Consider the following 22378-nt stretch of genomic DNA (forward strand, 5'->3'; position numbering starts at 1 on the left):
AAAATTATAACATTCACTATAAGAGACAATGCGATTGGCAGAGCACGCTTATAAGAAGTGGGTGGCAATATGATTAACCGAGTTATTGAAATCTGCATGAAAAATCGCCTCTTGGTATTGGTTATCTTTGTCTTTGTCACCATGGCGGGTTGGTGGGCATTGAACCGCACACCAATTGATGCTATGCCGGACATCGGTGAAAACCAAGTTATTGTCTTTGCAGATTGGCCCGGAAGAAGCCCAAGGGATATCGAGGATCAAGTTATCTATCCGTTGAGTATTACCATGCTTGGGATTCCCGATGTCAAAGATGTTCGCTCGACTTCAATGTTTAGCTTTGGTTATATCAATATAATCTTTAAAGATGATGTCGATTTTTATTGGGCTCGCACACGGGTATTGGAGCGAATGAATCTCGCCCAAAAAGACATGCCGGAGGGGGTTGTACCGGTCCTCGGTCCCGATGCAACGGGGGTCGGACAGGTGTTTTGGTACACTGTTGAGAACGGATATTATTGCCCTAAGCATCCGACAGAACGCTATGCCGATCCGGGCACCTGTCCAGAAGATGGGGAGGAACTTATCGCCTCCAATTTAGAACTTCATGAACTTCGGACGCTCCAAGACTGGACGGTTCGTTACTATCTCGCCTCTGCTGATGGCGTTTCCGAGATCGCTTCGGTTGGTGGATACGTCAAACAGTATCAGATCGACATCGATCCAAACACTTTGTTAGCGTATGATGTGCCGCTGTCGGCGGTTTACAACGCCGTCCGAGGGAGCAACCTTGATGTTGGTGCTAAGGTTATTGAGGAAGGCGGGATGGAATTCCTGATTCGGGGCTTGGGTTTTATCAAAAGCATTGAGGACATAGAAAACATCGTTGTTAAGGAACACAATGGCGTTCCGATCTACGTCAAAAACCTTGGGACAGTTAGCGAAGGTCCCGATTTTAGGCGTGGTGCTTTAGACAAAGCGGGCATTCCAGCGACCGGTGGTGTCGTACTCATGCGATACGGTGATAATCCACTGCGTGTTATTGAGAACGTCAAGGCGAAAATAGCAGAACTCACACCTGGACTTCCACCGGGGGTCCGAATTGTTCCGTTCTATGACCGGAGTGATCTCATTCACCGTGCAACGGACACGCTGAAGGAAACGCTGACAGAGGAAATCATCGTTGCGGCAATTGTTATCCTGCTATTCTTGGGACAAGTTTCAAGTAGCCTGATAATAGCACTTGTCTTGCCGATGGGAGTTCTGCTTTCGTTTGTGGGCATGCGAATTATTGGTCTACCATCAAATATCATGTCGATGGGTGGTATTGCCATCGCGATTGGTGTCATGGTGGATGCCGGTATTGTGATGACGGAAAATATCGCGAGACTTTTGCGGGAACCGCATCCTGGTGAAAGCAAGCTGCAAGTTGCAACCCGTGCTGCCAAGGAGGTGGGGCCCCCTATCTTCTTTGCAATGCTTATTGTTATTGTTGCGTTCATACCTGTTTTCTCTCTTACGGGTCAGGCGGGTAAGCTTTTCAAGCCGCTTGCCTATACAAAAACATTTGCGATGCTCGGTGCAGCCCTCTTGGCGATTAGTTTTGTACCCGTTTTAGCGTCGTTTCTAATCACAGATCCGACGCGGACCCGGACAGGGACGGTTTCCAAGCGAGTGTCACAACTTCTGGCGTTGCTCGGTTGGCCTCTGAGAAAGTTAGCGGATGGGATTACTTGGTTGCTCAGAACCATCTATCGTCCGGTTATCCAGTTGGCTGTAAAAAATATTTGGACAAAACTCGCGGTTGTTGTTTTGGCAGTGTTGATTTTTATCGCGAGTATACCACTAACGCCTTTCTATAAGAATATTGGGCAAGAATTCATGCCGCCACTTAACGAAGGGGCACTGCTATTTATGCCGGTGCTGCTCCCGGGTGCCTCGATTACGCAAGCCAAAGATGTGATGACAAAACAGGATTTGATTATGAATCGATTCCCGGAGGTTTCACTCGTCGTTGGAAAGTTAGGGCGCGCGACAACAGCAACCGATCCCGCTCCAATTGGCATGTTTGAAACCATTGTCAATATAGTTGATCCAGCAGAATGGCCCCGGCGTGCTGTTAAACATAGCGCGACGACGGGGCTTGTGGATCACCTCGTTCAACGCTTAAAACGTGGCGGTCTTATGAGTGAGGAACACGCCGGTCATATTAACGCTGATTTTTCGGATAACATTGCTAAAGCCGCCATAAAGCGATTTGATACCTTGGCGACAACGTACCACAACTCTTATCTGTCAATTGACGAGCGCGAAAAACTTTATCGGGTCTGGTTGTTACGGATCCTTTTGGAAGAGCTTCTCTCTGAAGAACGGATGGCGGGAATGGGGTTGGAACAGGTCAAGATTGGCGAATCTGAGACTGAAGTGAAACTGCATCAGATCGCCGAGGAAATTGAGCCGACCCTCGAGCATAAGACTTACTTCCGTACAAAAAACCGCAACGAACTTATCACCGAGCTGACAGAGGCGACCCGAATGCCGGGCGTTTCACCTATTATGACGCAGCCCATCCGCAATCGCGTGGATATGCTCGCAACGGGTATACAAACCCCAATCGGAATCAAAGTGTTTGGTAAGGACCTCGCGAAGATTGAAGAGATTGCCGTACGGATTGAGCAGGAGCTCCTTAAACTTGAAGGGGCGCAGGGTCCCTATGCCGAACGCATTGGAAATAAGCCGCACCTTGAATTTCACATCAACAGAGAGGCGGCGGCGCGCTACGGCATCCAAATCCGAACAGTCCAGCAAATCATCATGACAGCAATCGGTGGTATGAATTTAACCTATACCGTTGAGGGGCGGGAGCGGTTTCCGATTCGTATCCGCTACATGAGGGAGCTACGGGATAATGTTGAAGCACTCAAACGTGTTCTCGTGCCAGCACCGAAAGGGCTTCATATTCCGCTTGAGCAACTTGTAACGATTGAAAGACGACCGGGACCAGCGAAGATTGCAAGCGAAAATACACTACTCTTTTCTCGCGTCTTTTGTGATGTAGATGTTGACACCATTGGGCTGGTTGACTTCGTGGCGTTAGCGCAAAAGACGCTTGATGAAAAGATTAAACCGACTTTACCGCAAGGCTACTTCTACGCTTTTAGTGGTCAGTATGAAGCTGAACTGGAAGCTCGCAGTCGGTTGGCAATTGTCGTCCCGGTGTGTATTGCTGTCATCTTCATATTGCTATACCTCCAGTTCAAGTCGCCTTCTGCGATGTTTTCAATCTTCCTTGCGATTCCTTTCGCATTTATCGGTGGCATGTGGATGCAGTGGTTGATGCAATACATACCAGAGGCACTCGGCGGTGGTTATGCCATTAAATACAGTACGGCAGTTTGGGTGGGGTATATAGCCTTATTTGGCATAGCTGTAGAAGATGGCATAGTTTTAATTGAATACCTACTGGAACGCGTCCGAGGCGGTGAACCGATTGACGAAGCCGTGATTAATGCTGGCTTATTGCGCGTCCGTCCGATCGTCATGACCACAGCAACGACAATTTTGGCGTTATTACCAATCATGTTAGCAGAAATTAGCACGACTACCGGGGCGGAATTGATGAAGCCCATTGCAGTGCCTACTTTTGGCGGTATGGTTTCTGCAACAGTGGCTAACCTTATCTTAGCCCCTGTTTTATTTTCTCTTTTCTATCCGCTTGAGCACTGGGTTCGCCAACGATAGAGAAGATTTTGATACATTGGAGAAATCATGAAACTTCTAATAACATTCAGCATCTGTTTACTCCTTGCTCTTATAGAGTTGCCAACTGTTGATGCTGCACTTGAACTTGAAAAGTACTTGCATGTCGCAAAAGGCGGTGTCGTAAGCGTTGGTCGCGGATTAACGATCACTGATAACGAATTGGAGATAGCGCGCACTGACGAATTCACTATCGGATTTCAATTAACGCCTGCACTTCGGTTCTCTGTTCCGTTTAGTAGTTATGTTGTCGATACTCGCGGCGGAAACGCTGATATCTTACCGTTTGGCATGTTGAGTGTGGAGACCGTTGGGGTGATGCTGACACTGAGTGGGCGTGGGAAATGGGCACCCTTTATTGGGTTCGGAACGAATTTCTACGCATTTACTGAAAAGTTCGCTGCGCCCGCTAACATCCAAAATACTTTTGGGGCGGAGGTGTCTATTGGAGTTAACAGAAGACTTATTGATAGCATCTTTGGAGTCGCTCAGTTATATGGATCGTTTAGTTATCAATTCAGTTATTTAAGACCTAGGGTGAGTGTGCCTACCAGACCTGACATTGAAGTGTTATCGTTAGGTCGTCATAGTATCAGCTTCCGGTTAGAGGTCTTGGGGTTGTAGGTGGTTAAATAGAAATCTAACAAAAACCCTTGTAAAAATAGACATTTCTGGTAGACTTACAGAGATAGAAAAAAAAGATTTGTATCAAACTAATACCATTTCTAAAAGTTTATCTCGCATTAACCGAACCCACTCACACCACACCCGGTAGGTGCGGTTTCTAACCGCACCGAGCATCGCTGAAAAATAGTCAACCTTTTAAGAGGAATTATCAATTAGAATTGGTATAACTGACGACGCATAGCAATCAGATTTTTGTAACAATCGCCGATAAGGAGCCTGTAAATGTGTTTTCAAATCAACCGCCAATTCCGTGCGAATATGTTGTTAGCATTTGTCGTTTTCATAGTAAGCGTGCCATGGATTGGTAACGCCGATGAAGCGGAGTTATCGGATCCAAAACTAATGGCTATCTTTCCGGAAGCGGAAAAATTCGTTCTGAGAAATGCTACACTTACAGCGGACCAGATTGCTGTAATCGAAAAAGAACTTGGTGCTAAACTTCTGGCGGAAGATCAGAAACAGGTTTTCTATATTCCGATCAGTGCTGAAAAGAGACCTATGGGCTTGGTATTGTTTGCGAATGCTGACGGACCAGGCGGTGTTATTAAAGGTGCTGTCGGACTGGATATGACGGGAAAAGTGGTGAAAGTAGAAATCTACGAGCATCAGGAATCCAACGCGATTGCGAGTCCAGAATCTCTCGGACAATTCATCGGTATGGGTATAGACGACACTTTCAAGGTTGGGGTGGACGTTGAGACTATTAACGGGCATGAGGATGCTGCAAACGCAGTCGCTTTGCTGCCTAAAAAGACCTTGGTGATGAGTTATGCTCTCTTTTCAAAAAAGAAATCGGAACCGGAGGTAGAGCGGACACCAGAACCTGATACGCCAGCGCAAGATATGCCTGAAGTCGAAGACCTTAAAGCACTCATGATGTTGATGATAGATGACTATTTCGTGGTCGTTGACTACTTCGATGAAAAGGAGAGCAAGACGAAAGCGATTGCAGCAGCGAAACGGCTCGCCAGATATGCAAAGAGCATTTCAAACTTTGAACCACCGAAAAATGCAGATCAGACGGAAGAGTATGTCTACCTGCAGGACAAGTTTAGCGAAACGCTCCTTAAATTTGCTGAAGCACTTGAGAGGGAAGGTATTTCTGACGAAACGCGAAAGCAGTGGGATGCTGTTGTTGAATTAATCAATCAGGCGCACCTTCGGTTTAGCGAGGAGGAGATTGACTTGGATACGTATTAGTTTAAGTCGCTACCTATTTTATTAAATTTTAATTTGGAGATCGTATGAAAAGACAGTGGATATGTTGCTTGTGTGTAATTAGTATGTTAGTAGGCGCACTGCAGGCGGCAGCGCAGATTCGTCCACCCCGGCGCAGACACAGGATAATGGTTGATCCAAGTGCCAAGGAAAAAAAGGATGTACTCAAGGCAGATATAGGTGCGAGTCTTAAAGATATTGCGCAACGGACAACACAGCACGCCCAAAACCCGAAAGTAGATATTGTATTCGTTGTTGATGGTAGCAAACGGATGGCGGGACATCTCTTTGATCTTGAAAAGAAGATTGTCGATATGCTTGCTGTTATAGAGGCAAAGACGATCGACTATAGATTCGCGCTGGTGAGTTTCCACTCAGTGCAAGGTGAACCGCGTGTGGCACTGCAGCCGTGGACGTTTGACTATCTCAGCGTTACCAACGTACTCCAGGACATGCAGGTTGAATCCGGAAATAACGTTCAATCTGGATATGGACTCGATGCAGTCGTGAAGGGTCTGAACGAGTTGGAATTCCGTGATGGGGTTACAACCCAATTTGTCGTGGTTACTAACTCTCGCATGCGGACTTCATGGACAGACGCAAAAGCGAAAAACAGGATTGGAGAACAGATTATCAAGTTGTCCCGTCGAAACGACGTTCAACTCAATTTCATCGGCATTAGCGAACGGGTCCAAGCAGAACTCACAGATGAGACGAACGGAAAATGGTATCCGATTGACTCGAACCAGCGTCGGATGGATGGGCAACGGATCCAGAGTGGCGAGACAATTGCGGATAAAGCCATACTTCGCGTGGATGGGATATTCAAGCGCATTGCGGAGAATCTTGTTGAGAGTCGTCCAGGAACCGTGGATGTTGTGTTCATTTTCGATTATAGTCTAAGTATGGAAACCAAGACGGATGCTGCCTGTGACGGTTTGGATCAGATGGTCTCTGTGTTTAAGTCGGCAGGATTGGATTATCGGTTTGGGATGATCCGGTTTTGGGCGGCAGTCGGTGGCGGCGAAAGTACTATTGTTGTGACCAAGCCGCCGTTGGATTCCGAAGAGGTAAGATCGCTTTTTCGCCTCCCAAAAACTGGGGATGAGCATCTCTTGGATGCGGTCATTGAAGGGGTACCGAAACTTCAGACAGAACCGGGACGAGACCTCATCCTTATCATTGTCACAGACGAACCAACGAGCAAACGCACCGAAAAAGGATATAGCGTCGGGCAAGCGATTTCAGTGTGTCGCGGTGCCCGGGCAAAGGTTTATGTGATTGGCGGTGTCACTTCCATGCAAAGTAGTTCCATGACGGATAGTTTCCAACGTCAGGTCGCTCAGATAACCAAAGGTGAACACTATGTTATGCCGGGGGCCCTGGTGTGGCGAGGCACCGGTGGTGCTGACGAGACGCGGTAGCTGCATTTCGGGGGTGTCTATCACTCTCACTCCAGAGCCAATTCATCTGCGGTTTTCGCGTGAATAGCGATAAGGACAAAACTGGTTGACTGCAAATTAGCAACCGGTTTTGTTAGTTCTATAGGTGTATTGCTGATGAAGCTGCCGTCTTCCTGCCGGATACTTGTCAAGTAGTTGATAGAGACACGACGGGTGTTAAGTGGGTCGTTTCCGGCGGCGAGTGCCATAACCGCGATGGCGGTAATTTCGGGATCGCTGGGACTGTTTTTATATCTGCCGAATCCGCCGTCATTGTTCTGTAGCTGCTTTAGCCACGCGATTTGGGCATCGATGTCGTAAACGGGTTCTAAACCTTGTATCACCCAAGATGTGACGAAAATATCCGACTGCGTGCCGCGTTGTAGTGCCCAACCGCTGTCATAGTTGATACTTTCTGCAAGCCAATCTGCCCCTTTGGAGACAGGGGCAAAGTTCTGTTTGAAACCGAGCCGCCTGAAACCTGCTAAAACAGCGGCGGTATAAAGCACATTGTCAGCACTACGTTCTTTTTTCCCCCAAGCACCCGTTGGATTTTGTGCTTTTTTTAGCCATTGAAGCCCTTTAAAACGGATTTCTGGATCGGTTTCTGCTGTTGCTAAAGCCACGAGCGCAAAAACGGTATGGGCAGTGTTGTTGTTCCAACTCCCGTTGTCCCACTGGGTGTTCCTGAGGTACATAACGCCAGTTCTGATTACCTGAGATCCTGTCCCCCATCCGGCATCGATTAACCCCCAAATCGCGAACGCTGTGTTCTCAACATTGCTCTCTCCGCCGGGGACCAGGGGCCAACCACCATCTCGGTTCTGATGTTGCACAATGTAGGTTTTCGCACTTTCGATGGTTTTATAGAGAGGCGGCTCCTCCGATGCCTCATAGGAAGGGAGACCTTTGACAGGAGATGCTTCGCTATCGGCAAAAGCAGCCACTTTAAGCCCGATTCCGAAATACAGCAGCATATAGCAATATATCAATATGTGCATACCTCTATGATTCTTCATTTTTCGTCCTACCTATGATTTTGGTTAGCGGTCAAGCGTAGCGAACGCCCTATTTGCTACAATTGTGGCTCAATCACAACCTTGTAAACACCTTCTTGTCCAAGCATGTCAATGCCTTTTTCCAATTGGTATAACGGCAGATGATGCGTTATCAGTTCATCCAACGGGGCGCGTGTTATCTGAAGGAAATCCAACGCTGTCTGAAACTGGATTTGTGGATATGCCCACACACCGCAGACATCCAGGTCCTTATTACAAATTTGATGCGGACGGACTTGGGTATCCCCAGAATCTGTATAGTGTCCAACTTCGATAACCTTCCCGCCGCGTCGCACGACATCTAATGCTTCAGAGAAAACCATCGGCAATCCAGCGCACTCAATCGCGATATCCACACCGACACCACTTGTGAGGTCTTGTATCTGTTCAATCCGTTCTTCAGGTGTAGTGTTCCCAACGTTGATAACAACGTCTGCCCCCATCTGTTTCGCCATTTCTAACCGACTATCGACGAGATCAGTGGCAATGATGGTACCAGCACCGCTATCACGCAGTACTGCGACAACCAGCAGACCGATTGGGCCGCATCCGAGAACCGCAACCCGATTTCCGATGCTGTATCCGTCGCCGACTTGTGGCACTCCAGGCGCACAAGCGCGTTCAACGGCGCGCGTTGCTACGGCTACCGGTTCTGTCAACACCTGAATTGCATCAGGGATACTTTCCGGCATCTTATAGACCCAAGAATTTCCGTGAATGTAGGTATACTCAGAAAATTCGCCGTTCAGATAGGGCGGGGTTTCGCTGTTGCTAAATCCATAGATCGTCCGCCCGGAACACAGCGTTGGACGACCTGGAACGTGTAGGCAGTAGTAGCATCTACCGCAGTTTTTTGATCCCGGCACAACGGTTACGCGATCGCCTGCTTTGATCGGACCACCTATCACGTTCATAGCCTGATTTGCATCTTTACCAATCTCTGCCACCGTCCCGACAACCTCATGTCCTGGGATGACCGGAAATTTCAGGGCAGTGTGCCCGAGATACATGTGTTTATCACTTCCACAGATGCCGACTCTATCGACCTGTAACAGAAGTGCATCCTCTGCAGGTGTCGGTTTCTCAAATTCGCGGATTTCTATCTGACCGGGTTGGAGCATCACTGCCGCTTGAACTTGCATAGTTAGATTTCCTCATTTTCTTGAATATAAGATTGTTTTGCTGTTCTTTCTGCTATTGTGCCCAGAGAGGGATTAGTATTTTTGTGAGTTCTGCAAGGCTTTCCAAATTGTGTGCTGGGAGAAAATAGTCTACATAGGGCAACGCCGTGCGGATGCCCCGACAGATCGGTTGATAGCCGTCACTACCGAGCAACGGATTGAGCCAAATCAACCGATAGGCATGCCGATGCAACATCTCCATTGAGTGACGCAGCACTTCCACATCGCCTCGGTCCCAACCGTCGCTAATGAGGATGACCACTGAACGATATGCCGAGAGGGAGGGCGCGAACTGTCGGTAGAATTCCAGCAAACTTTCACCGATTTTTGTGCCGCCCGACCAATCTGGCACGACATTTGCCACTTCATTTAAGCCCTCCGCTAACCCTTTCCGCCGAAGGAGTCCCGTAATGTCTGTCAGATGTGTGCTGAAAACTGCGACCTCCACTTCCTTTAACTCTTTCTGCATGCCGTATATAAATTGAATAAGAAATTTAGCGTAGCAGTCCATAGAGCCGCTGACATCGCAGAGGAGCAGGATCTTTGTCTTCTTAATTTTTTGTTGTTTCCGAATTAATTCGAGCGGTTCGCCGCCGTGTGCGAGACTCTTTCGCCAACCCCGCCGGAAGTCTATAATTTTGCCCTTTTTGCCGACGACCTTTCGGCGGCTCAGTCTTGTCGCCAAGATTGCGGCTAATTTCGCGACGATCTCCCGTGCTTTCTCCATATCCTCTGTTGTGAACTCGCTAAAGTCCTTTCGGCTCAGGACCTCTTCCACACTATAAGCCGTTGAGTCGTCTTCTTCGCCTTCCGCGTCATCTTCTGTTTCGGCGTCCAGCCACTGTTCGAGTATGTCCTGTTCATCGCTTATATCGGAAAGGTCTTGGAGACTTGACGGTTCAGATGTTTCGCTTTCTGTGTCAACGGCTTCAAATTCTGTGCGCGGGTATCGCCAAAACAGACTGAAAGCGAGATCGAATATTTCACGGTCGGTGTCTTGAGAGATGAGATTTGTCCGCGCTGTGTGATAAAACGCGTCCCGATCACCGATGTCTATCAATTGGACGCTCTGGCACCAACTGAGTTGATTGGTTGTCGTTACGTTGACTCCCATCTGTCGGAGCAGGGAGCAGAAGTCTGTGATTTGTTGGAGTAGAGTTTGTTCAGTCATTTTTTTCTTTTTTTAAGCAAGCAATGAAGGCATTCAATTCTTCCGAAAGGCTATCAAATACTGCGCGGACCCGCTTAGCATTTTCTACCGTTTCCTTGAAGCTCAATTCAAAGTGGTAAAGATGCTCAAACCGATAGCGAAATTTTAAAAACGGCACTAAGTTTATAACGCTTTGCTGGGAAATCAGAGACGGACGTAATGGTCTCGCTTCTGCCATTTGTGCTAATAGGTCTTTATGTGGACCTCGCCCCCTCATGACATCCATATCGATTTGTCGAGCAATACGTCGGAAAATGTTTTCCAACCGCGCGTAGAAACGGAAAAGGTATAAGTCAAGCGTGGCTTTGCAAGCGTCCTGATATTCAGCAGGGGCTGTTTGCATTTTTTGAAAATTTTGTGTGATTTTCTCGACAATCTGTTCTATATCTTCAAGATTTTCAGCGATACGCAGACCTAACTTCCGCTTATATGCTTCGGAGTCCAACTCACTTTTTACTCCAAAGTCAAGTTGTTGGTGAGAATTTGTTTGCCTATCTTGAATAGGAAGAGCTTGTTTCTCAATCTGCTCTCGAAAACGTCCTTTAGCACTATCTAAAGTTAATAACATCAATTTTGAATTCAGGGCTAAAATTTCTGGTTTCCCATACCGCGCTGAGATACGTATCACCCGAAAGTCCCCAGACAACCATATCGATATCCGACCACTTTGAGAACCAATCTCGCTCGGCAAGCGACCCGAACACAGCAATTTGTGTTGCCCCGAAGTCTTTATAGAGCATCGCTGCGACCCGATGTGCTGTTTGCCATGCGCGTTGCAGCAACGCCTCATCTACCTCCCGATTTTGAAGGTGCTGATCGAGCCGTTGGCGGTATTCCGCTAATTCTTCGGGCGATAAATCTTTTGTTGTGCGATGGGGGGCTGTGGGTTGATGCATGTCCTAATCTCCTTGAAGAATAGGATAGCACGAAATGGTTTGGCGTGCAATAAAAAAGAGACAGAAGAACCCTGGAACTTATTGTCTCAATTAATTGGGGTTCTGAGTTTTCTGAATCAGGATTTTGGGATTGGCAGGATTAGAGAAGCACAGACTAATGCTTTTAATTTATTTTTTTAACTTGACATAGATTAGCAAAAAAAGTATAATATATCATAATACTTTCCAAAGAGGTAAATGTTGTATCAATCTCCAAAACACTGTCGCGGAAACCGACACAAATGTTTTCAGCAGATACATAAGTTTCTGACTGACTATCAACCACTGATTGCTGATTGCTGACCGCTGACCACTAACTCAAAAATGTTACACTTTTCGCCAAATTATTTTTTTTCTAACAGAAAATTAAACATCAACAAACCCTTACGGGGACTGGGTTCTCTAACGTTCCACGCTGGACACAAAATGTTACACTGGTGTAACATTTTTAAGGCGAATTGCTCAAAAATATACCGTTAAGTTAAAACCATATTCACGTATATTTCACGAAGAAAATAAAAATTAAGGCCAGAAATTATACATCGGTTGCTGCGTCACCACACTCACGAGGCTCCAGATACCGCCGACCGTAAAGTCTCCTAACATCAACCCAATCGCGAACATCACTAATTGCTGCGATGCGCGTGGTCCACCAATCTTCAAAACGCTCCATTTGATAATCGAACTCACCAGCATACAACTCCATAGATACCGCATCCCCCAATCGCTGGAGACAACGAATCCAATCGGATGGAACGGCCACCAGAAAAAACGCGCCCGCATAAACATCAAAAGGGTCGAAAAAAGTAAGCCAAATGCGATACCGCCCGTGGCGTAGAAATTCGGCTCTGTCGGGTAATAGAGCCAACCTTGGAGTCCGTTAAAAACACGTCCGCCGAAACCCGTTGACCAACCGCTGCTGCCGCTCATGTTTAACGCGCCGTAAGTATAGTAGAGGAAGAGGATAACGCCAAATACCATCACGGCAGCGAACGCTGAAATTCCTAATAGTGCGAAGAATAACCGCCTCGGCGCAATACCGGAACGTTCTGAGAGTTTGAATCCCTCTAACTGATGCGGCATCGGATTGCTTGTGTAACTCCGATTGAACCATCGGTAGAGCGTCAAGGCAACGAGGTTGTTTGTGCCTAACATCCGGGTGCCGAAAGCGTCAACAAGGATGTGATGGTTCGGCATGTTTTCCATGGCATGCACGGGAAACCCTTGTTCAGCGCGCATCCGTGTCAGTACCAACACAATAATAAAATAGATTGCGAAGAACAGTGGAATTAGCCAAAACGACATGCCAATCCGTCTGGAGAAAATAAAGAGTATTGCCAAGCCACCAACGATCCCCCACAGTGCATATCTATATGGGATCGGTTCGTCAGCATCTTCACCTGTACGGTGGCGTACGATGCGGAGGACCCCACGAAAATGGCGGAGGTTTAACACTAACACAGAGATGAAAATTCCGATCGCAGCACCGAAGCACTGCCGATCGATATATGGGAACCCAGGTAGACTCGACAGTCCGACCGCACTCGTCATTACCAACTGTGCTTTGTAGAAAAAGAAGAAGAACCAGCTGGAGAACGAAAGGTCTAACGGCATTAGGAGTCCAAGTCCGATGACGAATGGGTAATAGGACATGCTGATACCCCCGATAGCGTTCCACGGCTTTTCTGTGAACAGATGCCCAAATCCGCGCCAACCACCGATCCGTTTGATGGGTAAAGTGGGAAGTGTCGGATAGAGAAAGCTGAAGCCGTTGAGAATCGCAATGCCTGCCGCGATGCCAAAACCGAGCCAAGTGATGCGGTGTGAGAACAGTGATTTCGTGTTATGGGTAACGTGGAAGGCAATCTGCGTGATTGGGTAGGCGAGGCGTTCGCGTTCGACCCACTGTTTCCGTAGAATGACGTTAATACACAGCATCACGAGAACCAGAACCGTCATGAATCCCGCCCAAGAGAGCGTTGGCACTAACCATGCTCCGATGATCTCCAATGTGGAGAGGTTGGATTCCCCTTTATAGTATCCCACCAATACCTTGGGATCGTCCACAAGAAGCCATCTCGGCAGATGGTCCCAGAAAAGCTGCTTCCATTCATTTTCGGGGGTTGCAAACCAGAAAGCGTGCCCAACAGTCGTGACGAGGATCGTCATCAATGTAATGGAGGGGAAAGCGCATGCTGTGCTAAGGAGGATGTATATCGTGAGGAGTTCCGCGTCCGTGAATAAGCGGCGACGAGCGGTGAAATTGAGGAGGGTAAAAGCGCATACGACGAAAACAACGTTGTAGAAGGGGACCGCGTACGTATTCAGCGCGTAACCGACGAGTCCAACTTCGCCCGCGATGATCCAGTAAAAATTAAATGGAATCAGCACGAGCGTAATGGCAATAGATTTCCATGTGACCCCGTGCGATTTCGGGCGTTCATCTTTTCGCATCTGACTCGTGGGTTTCGGTTAGAAAAGCAGCAAATGTATCCAGTTCTTCAAAAACGGTTGCAAAAAGTTCTGCAATCGGTTTTGCGTGTTCCTCGGCTTTTTCGTAAATCAGTTCGTCGCTATAAATGTTATTGACTTTGTGTCGGAAGTCTAAAAGTTCTTTTAATTTTGGCAAAGTTTCCTGAGAGATCACAGGCGGACGTTCTGGTTGTCGCTCTCCCATCTGTTCGAGGAGGTCATTATGCCACCGGCTTCCTCGGGGTGTGTGCATATCTACTTCACGGGCGATCCGCTCAAAGATCCGCTCAATGCCTCTGTAGACATCGGCGAGATCGGTAGCGATTGTCCTTTCTATATATTTCTTGTAGTTAGGAGGTGCTTTCTCAATATCTTGTAACGCATTCGCAATGCCTTGAACGGTTCGTTCTATTTTTGTGCGTTCATCGGAAATGCGTTGGACAAGTTTGATTTGACTCATCTGGTAAATTTCTCTGGTTTCCATGGATACTGCGGAGTATGTTTGGTTCATCAATTTGAGAACGTCCCTTTCTCCTTTCTTAATAGGAATTGCTTGGCTCATAACCCGCTTGCGAAAAAGCCCGCTGGACGTTTCAAAGTCTATAATGTCAATTTTAAACTCGGAACCCAAATCATCTGTCTGCCAGAGTGCTTCCAGACATTTGTTATATGAGAGTCCCCAGACCATGATATCAATATCTGAATGCTTGGTAAACCATCCCCGCTCAGCGAGGGAGCCGAAAACCGCCACTTTTTCGGCACCGTAATTTTGATAGAGTACAGTGGCGACGCGATGTGCTGTCTCCCATGCGCGTCGAAGTAGTGCCTCATCAACCCGACGGTTTTCCCATTGGCGTTTGAGGTTTTCTCTGCATTTGGCAAGTTCTGATGGAGACATTTCGCTTGTCGTCGTTGCGCTATGCATGTTTAACCTCCGACTCTCTGTTTTGAGAAGGTGTAGACGCTTAATTATGGCTGAATGGAACCTGCATAGAGGTCGTTCAAAGCATCCTCGGGAAGCGGTTCAGGGCTGTTTTTGGCAAACTCAAGTGCTGCGTCAAGTTCGTTTGAGAGTTCTTCCTCAAGTGCTGAGAGTTCTTCTTGGCTAATGCCCTCTTCTTCGATGAGAACTTGTGCGAGTCGACGAATTGGATCGCGTAGCCGTTCCTGCTCTTGAACCTCTTCGCGGTCTCGGTAGGAGGTTCCTGGATCACCGATATGATGTCCTCGGAATCTATAGGTATCACAGTTGAGGAGCGTCGGTCCGCCGCCGTCTCGGGCCCGTATGACGGCTTCACCTGCTGCCGCATACACCTTAAGCACATCGTTTCCATCGACAGTGATGCCGGGCATATCGTAGGCAGGGGCACGGACAGCAGCAATATCCTCTACGCGTTGGTGTTCCCGTTGGGGTGTTCCCATACCGAATCGGTTGTTTTCACAAACGAAGATAGCAGGAAGTTCCCAGACAGCGGCGAGATTGAGCGTCTCGTGGAAGACACCTTGGTTCGTTGCGCCGTCACCGAAGAAGGACACTGCAACTTGCTTCGTGCCGCGGAGTTTGGCAGAGAGTGCTGCCCCCGCTGCAAGCGGAATACCAGCACCGACAACGCCGTTGGCACCGAGAATGCCCGTTTCCTTATCGGCGATGTGCATTGAGCCACCTTTGCCTTTGCAATAGCCGGTTGTGCGAGCGAATAACTCCGCCATCATCCGATCGCGTTTCCCCCCTTTGGCGATGAGATGGCCATGCCCGCGATGGGTACTCGTGATGTAATCGTCATCTTGCAAATGGGCACAGACCCCAACTGCTGTGGCTTCTTCACCGATATAGAGGTGGAGAAAACCGGGGAGTTGACCGCTCTGATAAAGCGTTCCAGCGGCTTCTTCAAATTGACGGATTTCTATCATCTTGCGATACATAAAGAGCATCTGATCTTTGATCGGTTTTGACATAATTCCTTTCCCATATTTGTAGCGTTCAGTTGTTAGGCAATCTCCCAAGTCGCCTGATTACGACGCATTGTGAGATCTAAAATAGTCGGAGATCATTCGTCTCAAGTGGTGCAATACATTCTGGCGAATCATTTGTGGGACGATTGACGAACCTCGATACTGGGTACGCCTCCATCTCCTCACCGGGATAAGGGATAAGGAGGGATTGAAGGGCATCTGCTGGCTGTTCATCCGGGGAGAGCCACTGGGCATAAGCGTCTTGCGGTAGAATCACTGGCATCCTGTGATGAATGTCCGCCAGCATCGCGTTCGGTGGACATGTGATGATAGTGCAAGATTTCAATGGTTCGTCCATATCCCTCGTCTGCCATACCTCCCATAGTCCTGCCACCGCGAAGGGTTTTTGCGATTTAAGACGGATGTACACGGGTTGTTTGACTCTATCGCCGGGAATCTTTTGCCATTCATAATAGCCGTCCGCCAAAACGAGGCACCTTCTGCGTTTATAAGCGTTTCGGAAGGACGGTTTCTCCGCAAGCGTCTCCGAACGGGCATTAATCATCCGATTTCCGATCTTCGGGTCTTTTGCCCAAGATGGAATGAGACCCCAGTGAAAAAACTCCACCTGTTTCTCAGGGGTGTTGGAGACACCTGCTACATCCTGCGTTGGTGAGATGTTGTAGCGAGGAGACAAGTTCGTTGGCACTTCAAAGTCGAAGAAAGTTTGCTGTAAGGTTTCAGCGTCGCTTGCGAGCGTAAATCGTCCACACATTTTTTTCTCCTGAAGTGTTTTGCTATGTACTCTTTTTTGGCTGGGGAACAAGAACGTCGTCTCGCCACCGGAGCCGGAAAGACGGACGGACAAGTGCCTCTGGTGATTGGAGCGTCAAACCACCGTCCGCAGTCAGCACGATGCCAGTAACAAAATCCGCCTCATCAGAAGCCAAGAAGAGTGCAGCGTTGGCAATATCTTCAGGTTTCCCGTAACGACCGATTGGATAGCAATCGCGGGAGGCTTGTTCTTCGAGTTCATCCTCAGCAAGAGAGGCTCTACCGCGTTCTCCAACGATCTGTCCGGGGGCAATAGCATTCGCACGGATACCGTCCCTGCCGTAATCGAGGGCAATGCTTCGCGTCAAGGCGTTCAAACCGCCTTTTCCTGCACCGTAAAGTCCAAACCCCGGATTTGTAATCGTAGCGTTAACGGTAGAGATAAATACCAAAGCACCGCCACCGTTACGGATCATTTCTGGGATACAATACTTTGCACCGAGCCATGGGCCGCCGAGGGTTACACCAAGGCTTTCATTCCATTCTTCGCGTGTGAATTCAATGGCTTTTTTCGTGTAGGAGTGTGCCGCATTGTGGACAAGCGTTGTGATTTTCCCGTAGTTTGACAAAGCCGTTCCGACGAGTTTCTGCCAAGTCGTTTCATCGGCGACATCGCCCATAACAGAGACTGCCTCTCCACCAGCATCCTGAATGTGTTGGACGGTTTCAGCAAGTTTTTCTTCTCGACGGCGCGTGTTGACAACCACTTTCGCGCCTTCACAGGCAAATCTGTAAGCAGTCGCCGCGCCAATACCACCCCAAGCAGCACCCGCGACAATCGCAACTTTTCCTTCCAATCTCATATTTAAATCCCTTTCCTGATGATTCTACAAACTATCAACTATTATACCACATTTTTCATTTTTGTGCTACAATGATAATAATCCTAATAGGGTCATTCAGTTTTCCAAAAATTTACATCCGGATGCCCAACTTGTTGGGGAAAAGTGTGCTGTCCCGAATAAATTCGGGCTTCCGGAAACGGAAAGGCTTCACATAGGTAAACTTAACCCTTAAAACTAAATAGCCCTGATAATCCTAACGAAAGGAGAAACTCGTGTGAAATCGGCGATAAAAGAATGGCTTGACAATTGTGTTGAAAAACTTAAGGTGGGCGAATTGACCGAAGCTGATCTGCGTGGTGTAACTGCTGTCTTGAATTCGGAAAGGCAACTAATTCTCTATCTTTATTCTAAATCAACGAATCTACGTTCACCGCTGGGTGGATGGGCACTGTACGACGCAACCGCACCCGATGAACCCGTGCTACCCTCGCAAGATATACCCTATACATCAGTACTTGATGCGATTAACGATGGGTGGCGGATTGTCCAATTTCCACGCCCTGAACTCTACAATTTTACGGATGTTGATAACGCCTATCTTACGTATGAGTTTATTTTAGAGAAATTTGTGTGAAGGAATTACAAAATGATTAACATTGAACCAACGCTAAACGACCACGGTGTTATGCAGTTTATTCATAACGGCTATATCACCTTAGAGAGCATTGTTGATGCCGATTTCAATCGGGAATGTGAATCAGTGCCGGGTGGGCATCTCAGGGATTTTGTCCTTACAGACGAATTTCGCCGAAACGTCCTTTTACATCCAGAGGTCGCTGGCGTAGTTCGTTCACTGTTAGGCACAGATTTTCTCGTGCCAACGAGTGCACACCACCATCTGTTTGAAGCCCCACACCGCGGACAGACATGGCACTCCGATGGTATCACCGAGTACGGATATGGTATCACACATCTCCAGTGCTACTATTACCCGAAAGCGGTAAAAATCGAAGATGGACCTACGATGATATTGCCGGGTTCACACCATCGGCTCGTAGACAGGGAGGCAATCGCGCATTACGGTGATATTCTCGGGCAGCTTTCCCTCACGGTACCTGCAGGCACTGTCGCAATGACCCGTTATGGCATTTGGCATAAGGCAGGTCCAAAGCTCAATGCCGATAGACGCGGGATGATTAAGTTTTCCTATTTCCGAACGGCGATGCCCAAACGGGATTGGGTCCGTGATTCCGATGAGATTCCGCCTTACCAACACGCTGGCAGACATCCGTACGTAACGGAGATAGAATCCTATCGCGACCGGCGCAGGGGGGAATTAACATGGAACTGGCTATGCGGATTGGCAGAGGTGGAGGAAGAGATTCCACCGATACAGATGTTTAACAGTGGAATCCCGTTATCAGAAATCCGTCTTTAATAGAAGCGGTCTGTCCTTTGGTTAACGTGCGCCACACGCTTGCAAACACGCCTGCATGTGCCCACGCGATTCTGCAGCAATCGTGCAACACTGCTCCAAACTATATTCTTTTGCACCGATAACCTCAAGGTTCAACGGACCCGTATAACCGTTTTCATGCAAAACACGGATATAGCCGACGAGGTCGATGTCCCCACGTCCGTTGGCTTGTAATTCAGGAGTGCCAGGACCACGTTCCATCCCCTTGCAATCCCGTATATGCACATGTTTCACGCGTGAAACTACAGCAGCGATCGCTTCAACAGGGTTTTCGCCTGCCCGATGAATGTGCGACGGGTCCATGTCAATCCCAAACGCTGGTGATGAAATCGCTTCCATTATACGAAGTGTCGTCGGGGTGTTATAGATGCTGGCACCGACGTGTGCTTTGACGCAAAGTGTCACGCCGTAATGTTCTGCCCGTGCTGAAAGGCTACCGAGTGAATCGACAACCTCAGGCCAAGCGGATTCATCATCCGACGCACCACCGGGACCGCAGTTAATAATAGGAATACCTATCTCAGCTGCTGCTTGGAAGGCGAGTTCCATGCGTTCTGAGTCGCGTGAGGGCTGCTCCATCGCCAGTGGTTCAAGTTCATAGGCTTTCACGAGGCGTTTGATTTCACCAGCGAGTTCTTGCCAGTTCGCGAGGACAAGATGCTGACTCATCCCATCGATTGCTGAGAGTTCAACCCCGTCGTAACCAGCCATAGCGATGTGTTTGAAGGCGGTTTCCATGTCGTAACCGCCGAACAGTACCGAATTTGCTCCTAATTTCAAATGTGGTTTCTCCTTGTGTAGGGGCAATTACCACCCCATTTGTTCAATTATCCTTTTAGTAAGGGAAGCGGATGTGGCCGCACCAAAATCCCTCCCTGTTCATAAGATTCTATCGCTGCCCAAGTATATTCAAGTGCTGCGAGTGCATCTCTCCCAGAGGCACGCAGCTGCTCTTTCGGCACGCCGTTTGTGATGTCCTCTAAGAACGCATGAATCCGCAAGGGGAACGTCTCACCGAAGTCGCTGATGCCGGATTCGGTGACAATCGGTTCTGTATCAGGGAAATCGGGAGCACCAGGGGAGGGCCAATAGGTTACCTTCTCAATGCATTTTTCGATGCAGAATGTGCCGCGCGTGCCAGCAAGTTCAACACTCCACCAATCACCGAGTCCGAATGTTAAATCGCCGCGTTGGCTCAGGAGATAACCGATACATCCGTTCTCAAATCGGAGATGAATGCTGTTGATTGAAACCATTAAGTCTCCCGTGTTACGCCTAAAATGTGGGCGTTCCATAAAGGCTTGCACGTGCGTTACATCGCCACAGAAATGGCGCATTACACTGAACGGGTGCGACAAGAAGGCTTTCACGTGAAAATAGGGGAATCCATCGGAACGCGGGGCTTTTGAATAGCTATAGTTGAATTCGCCGCCAGGGAATCCCATTTTGTGAAGACAATAAACCTGCTCCCCGATATGTCCGTCTTCTATATATTTTTTCGCTTGCTCCGCGGGTGGTGTGAAATAGTGATTCAGATTACAACCGAGATAGAGGTCTTCTTCCGCGGCTTTCGCGACCATTTCCCGTGCCTGTCCAATGTCGTTAGAAAGTGGTTTCTCGACGAGGACATGCTTGCCGTTTTCCAAAGCCTCCATCGTTGGTTCGTAGTGCCAACTGCCGTTTTCATATCCGCCAGTACCGACATCAACGATGTCTAAATCTGGTTCGCCGTCAATCATATCGGCTAAACTATAGTATGCCTTTACGCCGAGACGTTCTGCCGCGCTGTCCGCTCGTTCTTTGACGATATCGCACACCGCAACCAGTTCCGCTAAGTCATCATTTGCATGACAATTCGCATGATTATTCCCGATGCCGCTCATGCCGACAACGCCAACTTTTAATGCCATTTTGTTGTTCCTTCCAATAGGTACAGTTTGGTCCTATCTGTAGCGAAAACTCGCAATCTGAATGTCATCTTGTAAGTAATGCACCACAGTAGATTTTATGCCTTCATTATAAGCGCATTCGCGGTTTTGTCAATAAATATCTTTGGAAATGTCCTTGACAGTATTTGCAGGATATGCTATTTTCTCATGTAAACAGTGCTGATGGAGGAAAAGCGAATGAGTATCAGTGTCGGGATGGTAGGTTTGGGAATGTTTGGACCGTCGTTTATCCAGTCGTATAAATCGCACCCGGATGTGGATCGACTGGCTCTGTGTGATTTGCGGTCAGACAGGTTGTCGAAGTGGGCTAAGCAGTTTGAGATTTCCGAAACCTATTCCAGTCTTGATGAGATATGTGAATCGGACTTAGACGCACTCGTGATTATAACGCAGCATTGGATGCACGCCCCGCAAGCAATTCAAGCGATGGAATCGGGCAAGCACGTCTATACGGCTGTCCCTGCCGCGGCATCTTTAGATGAATGTGAGGCACTCGTCAGAACCGTTGAACGGACAGGAATGATTTATATGAACGGTGAGACGAGTTATTTCCGACCAGAAACTGCCTTTTGTCGTCAGAAAGCCGCGGAGGGGGCATTCGGGGAGTTCGTTCACTGCCGCGCAGAATATTTTCATGACATGGACCATGGCCTCTACAACGTGGCAAAAAATCGATGGAGTGCAGATTTTGGTCGGGATAAGATGGGTGGAATTCCCATGCACTATCCGACGCATTCAACCTGTTTTCCAATCTCCGTTATGAAGGCACACGCGACATCGGTTTCCGCACAAGGGTATGTCTACCCAAACGACGACTGGTTTCGGGCGGATACCATCCACAAAAATCGGTTTTCTAATGAGGTCGGACTTTTCACAATGAGCAATGGCGCGACGATGCAAATCTGTGAGTTCCGGCGGGTTGGGCATCCCGGATCCGAGCGCGTCAGCGGTATTTATGGCACAGAAGGTAGTTACGAGCAAAGCCTCGCAGGCAGTGTCTGGACAACTAAAAACGAGAGGGAGATCGTCGAGCCTTCAAGATTACATGAGGGCCTTCCTGAACCACTCGCAGCGGATCTCGGTGGACATGGCGGTTCGCACGCCTATCTCGTACACGAATTTGTTGATGCGGTGAATCGTGAACGATTGCCGCGGGTCAACGTTTGGGAAGCGGTTCGATATTGCGTACCCGGATTTGTCGCACACCAGTCGGCACTACGGGATGGCGAATTATTGCCAGTTCCAGATTGGGGTGATGCGCCAGAAAATTAAAGTAAAAGATTGGGCTTGCTTTTTGTTGCATTTTATGGTATACTACTCTATTTAAAAGGTTTCTGCTTGGGAATACTGTGCAATATAGGCTTGCAAGCTTCGCCTAAATAGAAAGCGATGGAACGCTACTCAACGCACACTATGAATCT

At 48.2% G+C, this 22378-nt stretch carries 19 protein-coding genes; 7 read left to right on the forward strand and 12 right to left on the reverse strand.

The genetic code is table 11. The features are described 5' to 3' along the window. Nucleotides 1-69 precede the first annotated feature (69 nt). The 4 genes from OXN25_12500 to OXN25_12515 all read left to right on the forward strand — a co-directional run bounded on the left by OXN25_12500 (nt 70) and on the right by OXN25_12515 (nt 7085). Nucleotides 70-3738, forward strand: coding sequence for an efflux RND transporter permease subunit (locus tag OXN25_12500; GenBank protein ID MDE0425676.1), 3669 nt, complete (start codon nt 70-72; stop codon nt 3736-3738). Between the two features lie 27 nt (nt 3739-3765). Further along, a complete protein-coding gene (locus OXN25_12505; GenBank protein ID MDE0425677.1) occupies nt 3766-4380 on the forward strand; it encodes a hypothetical protein in 615 nt (204 codons plus the stop codon). A 285-nt stretch (nt 4381-4665) separates the two neighbouring features. Continuing rightward, entirely contained in the window at nt 4666-5643 is a 978-nt protein-coding gene (locus tag OXN25_12510) for a hypothetical protein (GenBank protein MDE0425678.1), read from the forward strand. Nucleotides 5644-5687: 44 nt separating this feature from the next. Next, on the forward strand, nt 5688-7085 hold the full coding sequence (locus OXN25_12515; protein ID MDE0425679.1) for a VWA domain-containing protein: 1398 nt from the start codon (nt 5688-5690) through the stop codon (nt 7083-7085). 26 nt (nt 7086-7111) lie between these two features. Here OXN25_12515 and OXN25_12520 read toward each other — a convergent pair whose 3' ends face one another. From OXN25_12520 to OXN25_12565, 10 genes are all read right to left on the reverse strand, one after another. Continuing rightward, a complete protein-coding gene (locus tag OXN25_12520; GenBank protein MDE0425680.1) occupies nt 7112-8122 on the reverse strand; it encodes a terpene cyclase/mutase family protein in 1011 nt (336 codons plus the stop codon). 56 nt (nt 8123-8178) lie between these two features. Beyond that, nucleotides 8179-9303 (reverse strand): zinc-binding dehydrogenase, encoded by a 1125-nt coding sequence (locus tag OXN25_12525; protein ID MDE0425681.1) that lies wholly within the window; start codon nt 9301-9303, stop codon nt 8179-8181. A 52-nt stretch (nt 9304-9355) separates the two neighbouring features. Further along, nucleotides 9356-10513 (reverse strand): VWA domain-containing protein, encoded by a 1158-nt coding sequence (locus OXN25_12530; protein ID MDE0425682.1) that lies wholly within the window; start codon nt 10511-10513, stop codon nt 9356-9358. Then, the gene (locus OXN25_12535) at nt 10506-11120 is read right to left on the reverse strand and encodes a hypothetical protein (protein ID MDE0425683.1); all 615 of its coding nucleotides are present in this window, start codon (nt 11118-11120) and stop codon (nt 10506-10508) included. The genes OXN25_12530 and OXN25_12535 overlap by 8 nt, the downstream gene beginning before the upstream one ends. Beyond that, nucleotides 11101-11448 carry a nucleotidyltransferase domain-containing protein gene (locus tag OXN25_12540; GenBank protein ID MDE0425684.1) on the reverse strand — a complete coding sequence of 116 codons (348 nt, stop codon included), beginning with the start codon at nt 11446-11448 and terminating at the stop codon, nt 11101-11103. The genes OXN25_12535 and OXN25_12540 overlap by 20 nt, the downstream gene beginning before the upstream one ends. Nucleotides 11449-12009: 561 nt before the next feature. Then, nucleotides 12010-13941 (reverse strand): hypothetical protein, encoded by a 1932-nt coding sequence (locus OXN25_12545; protein ID MDE0425685.1) that lies wholly within the window; start codon nt 13939-13941, stop codon nt 12010-12012. Beyond that, nucleotides 13928-14884: a nucleotidyltransferase domain-containing protein gene (locus OXN25_12550; GenBank protein MDE0425686.1), complete on the reverse strand. Its 957-nt coding sequence runs from the start codon at nt 14882-14884 to the stop codon at nt 13928-13930. Before OXN25_12550 ends, OXN25_12545 begins: the two co-directional genes overlap by 14 nt. Nucleotides 14885-14928: 44 nt before the next feature. Continuing rightward, the gene (locus OXN25_12555; GenBank protein ID MDE0425687.1) at nt 14929-15915 is read right to left on the reverse strand and encodes a thiamine pyrophosphate-dependent dehydrogenase E1 component subunit alpha; all 987 of its coding nucleotides are present in this window, start codon (nt 15913-15915) and stop codon (nt 14929-14931) included. 76 nt (nt 15916-15991) lie between these two features. After that, nucleotides 15992-16687 carry an SOS response-associated peptidase gene (locus OXN25_12560; GenBank protein MDE0425688.1) on the reverse strand — a complete coding sequence of 232 codons (696 nt, stop codon included), beginning with the start codon at nt 16685-16687 and terminating at the stop codon, nt 15992-15994. A 22-nt stretch (nt 16688-16709) separates the two neighbouring features. After that, nucleotides 16710-17549 (reverse strand): SDR family oxidoreductase, encoded by an 840-nt coding sequence (locus tag OXN25_12565; protein MDE0425689.1) that lies wholly within the window; start codon nt 17547-17549, stop codon nt 16710-16712. A gap of 256 nt (nt 17550-17805) precedes the next feature. On the opposite strand from OXN25_12565, the gene OXN25_12570 reads away from it, so the two are divergent. Both OXN25_12570 and OXN25_12575 read left to right on the forward strand, forming a co-directional pair. Further along, nucleotides 17806-18165 carry a hypothetical protein gene (locus OXN25_12570; GenBank protein MDE0425690.1) on the forward strand — a complete coding sequence of 120 codons (360 nt, stop codon included), beginning with the start codon at nt 17806-17808 and terminating at the stop codon, nt 18163-18165. A gap of 12 nt (nt 18166-18177) precedes the next feature. Then, a complete protein-coding gene (locus OXN25_12575) occupies nt 18178-18969 on the forward strand; it encodes a phytanoyl-CoA dioxygenase family protein (GenBank protein ID MDE0425691.1) in 792 nt (263 codons plus the stop codon). Nucleotides 18970-18990: 21 nt separating this feature from the next. Here the strand turns inward: OXN25_12575 and OXN25_12580 are convergent, their stop codons facing one another. Together OXN25_12580 and OXN25_12585 are read right to left on the reverse strand one after the other, a co-directional pair. Continuing rightward, entirely contained in the window at nt 18991-19788 is a 798-nt protein-coding gene (locus OXN25_12580) for a sugar phosphate isomerase/epimerase (protein MDE0425692.1), read from the reverse strand. A gap of 47 nt (nt 19789-19835) precedes the next feature. Then, nucleotides 19836-20918, reverse strand: a complete 1083-nt coding sequence (locus OXN25_12585) for a Gfo/Idh/MocA family oxidoreductase (GenBank protein MDE0425693.1) — start codon at nt 20916-20918, stop codon at nt 19836-19838. A gap of 216 nt (nt 20919-21134) precedes the next feature. On the opposite strand from OXN25_12585, the gene OXN25_12590 reads away from it, so the two are divergent. Further along, nucleotides 21135-22229: a Gfo/Idh/MocA family oxidoreductase gene (locus tag OXN25_12590; GenBank protein MDE0425694.1), complete on the forward strand. Its 1095-nt coding sequence runs from the start codon at nt 21135-21137 to the stop codon at nt 22227-22229. The last annotated feature ends 149 nt before the right edge of the window (nt 22230-22378 follow it).

This window comes from Candidatus Poribacteria bacterium (genome assembly GCA_028820845.1).
In the GTDB taxonomy this organism is placed as follows: Bacteria; Poribacteria; WGA-4E; order WGA-4E; family WGA-3G; genus WGA-3G.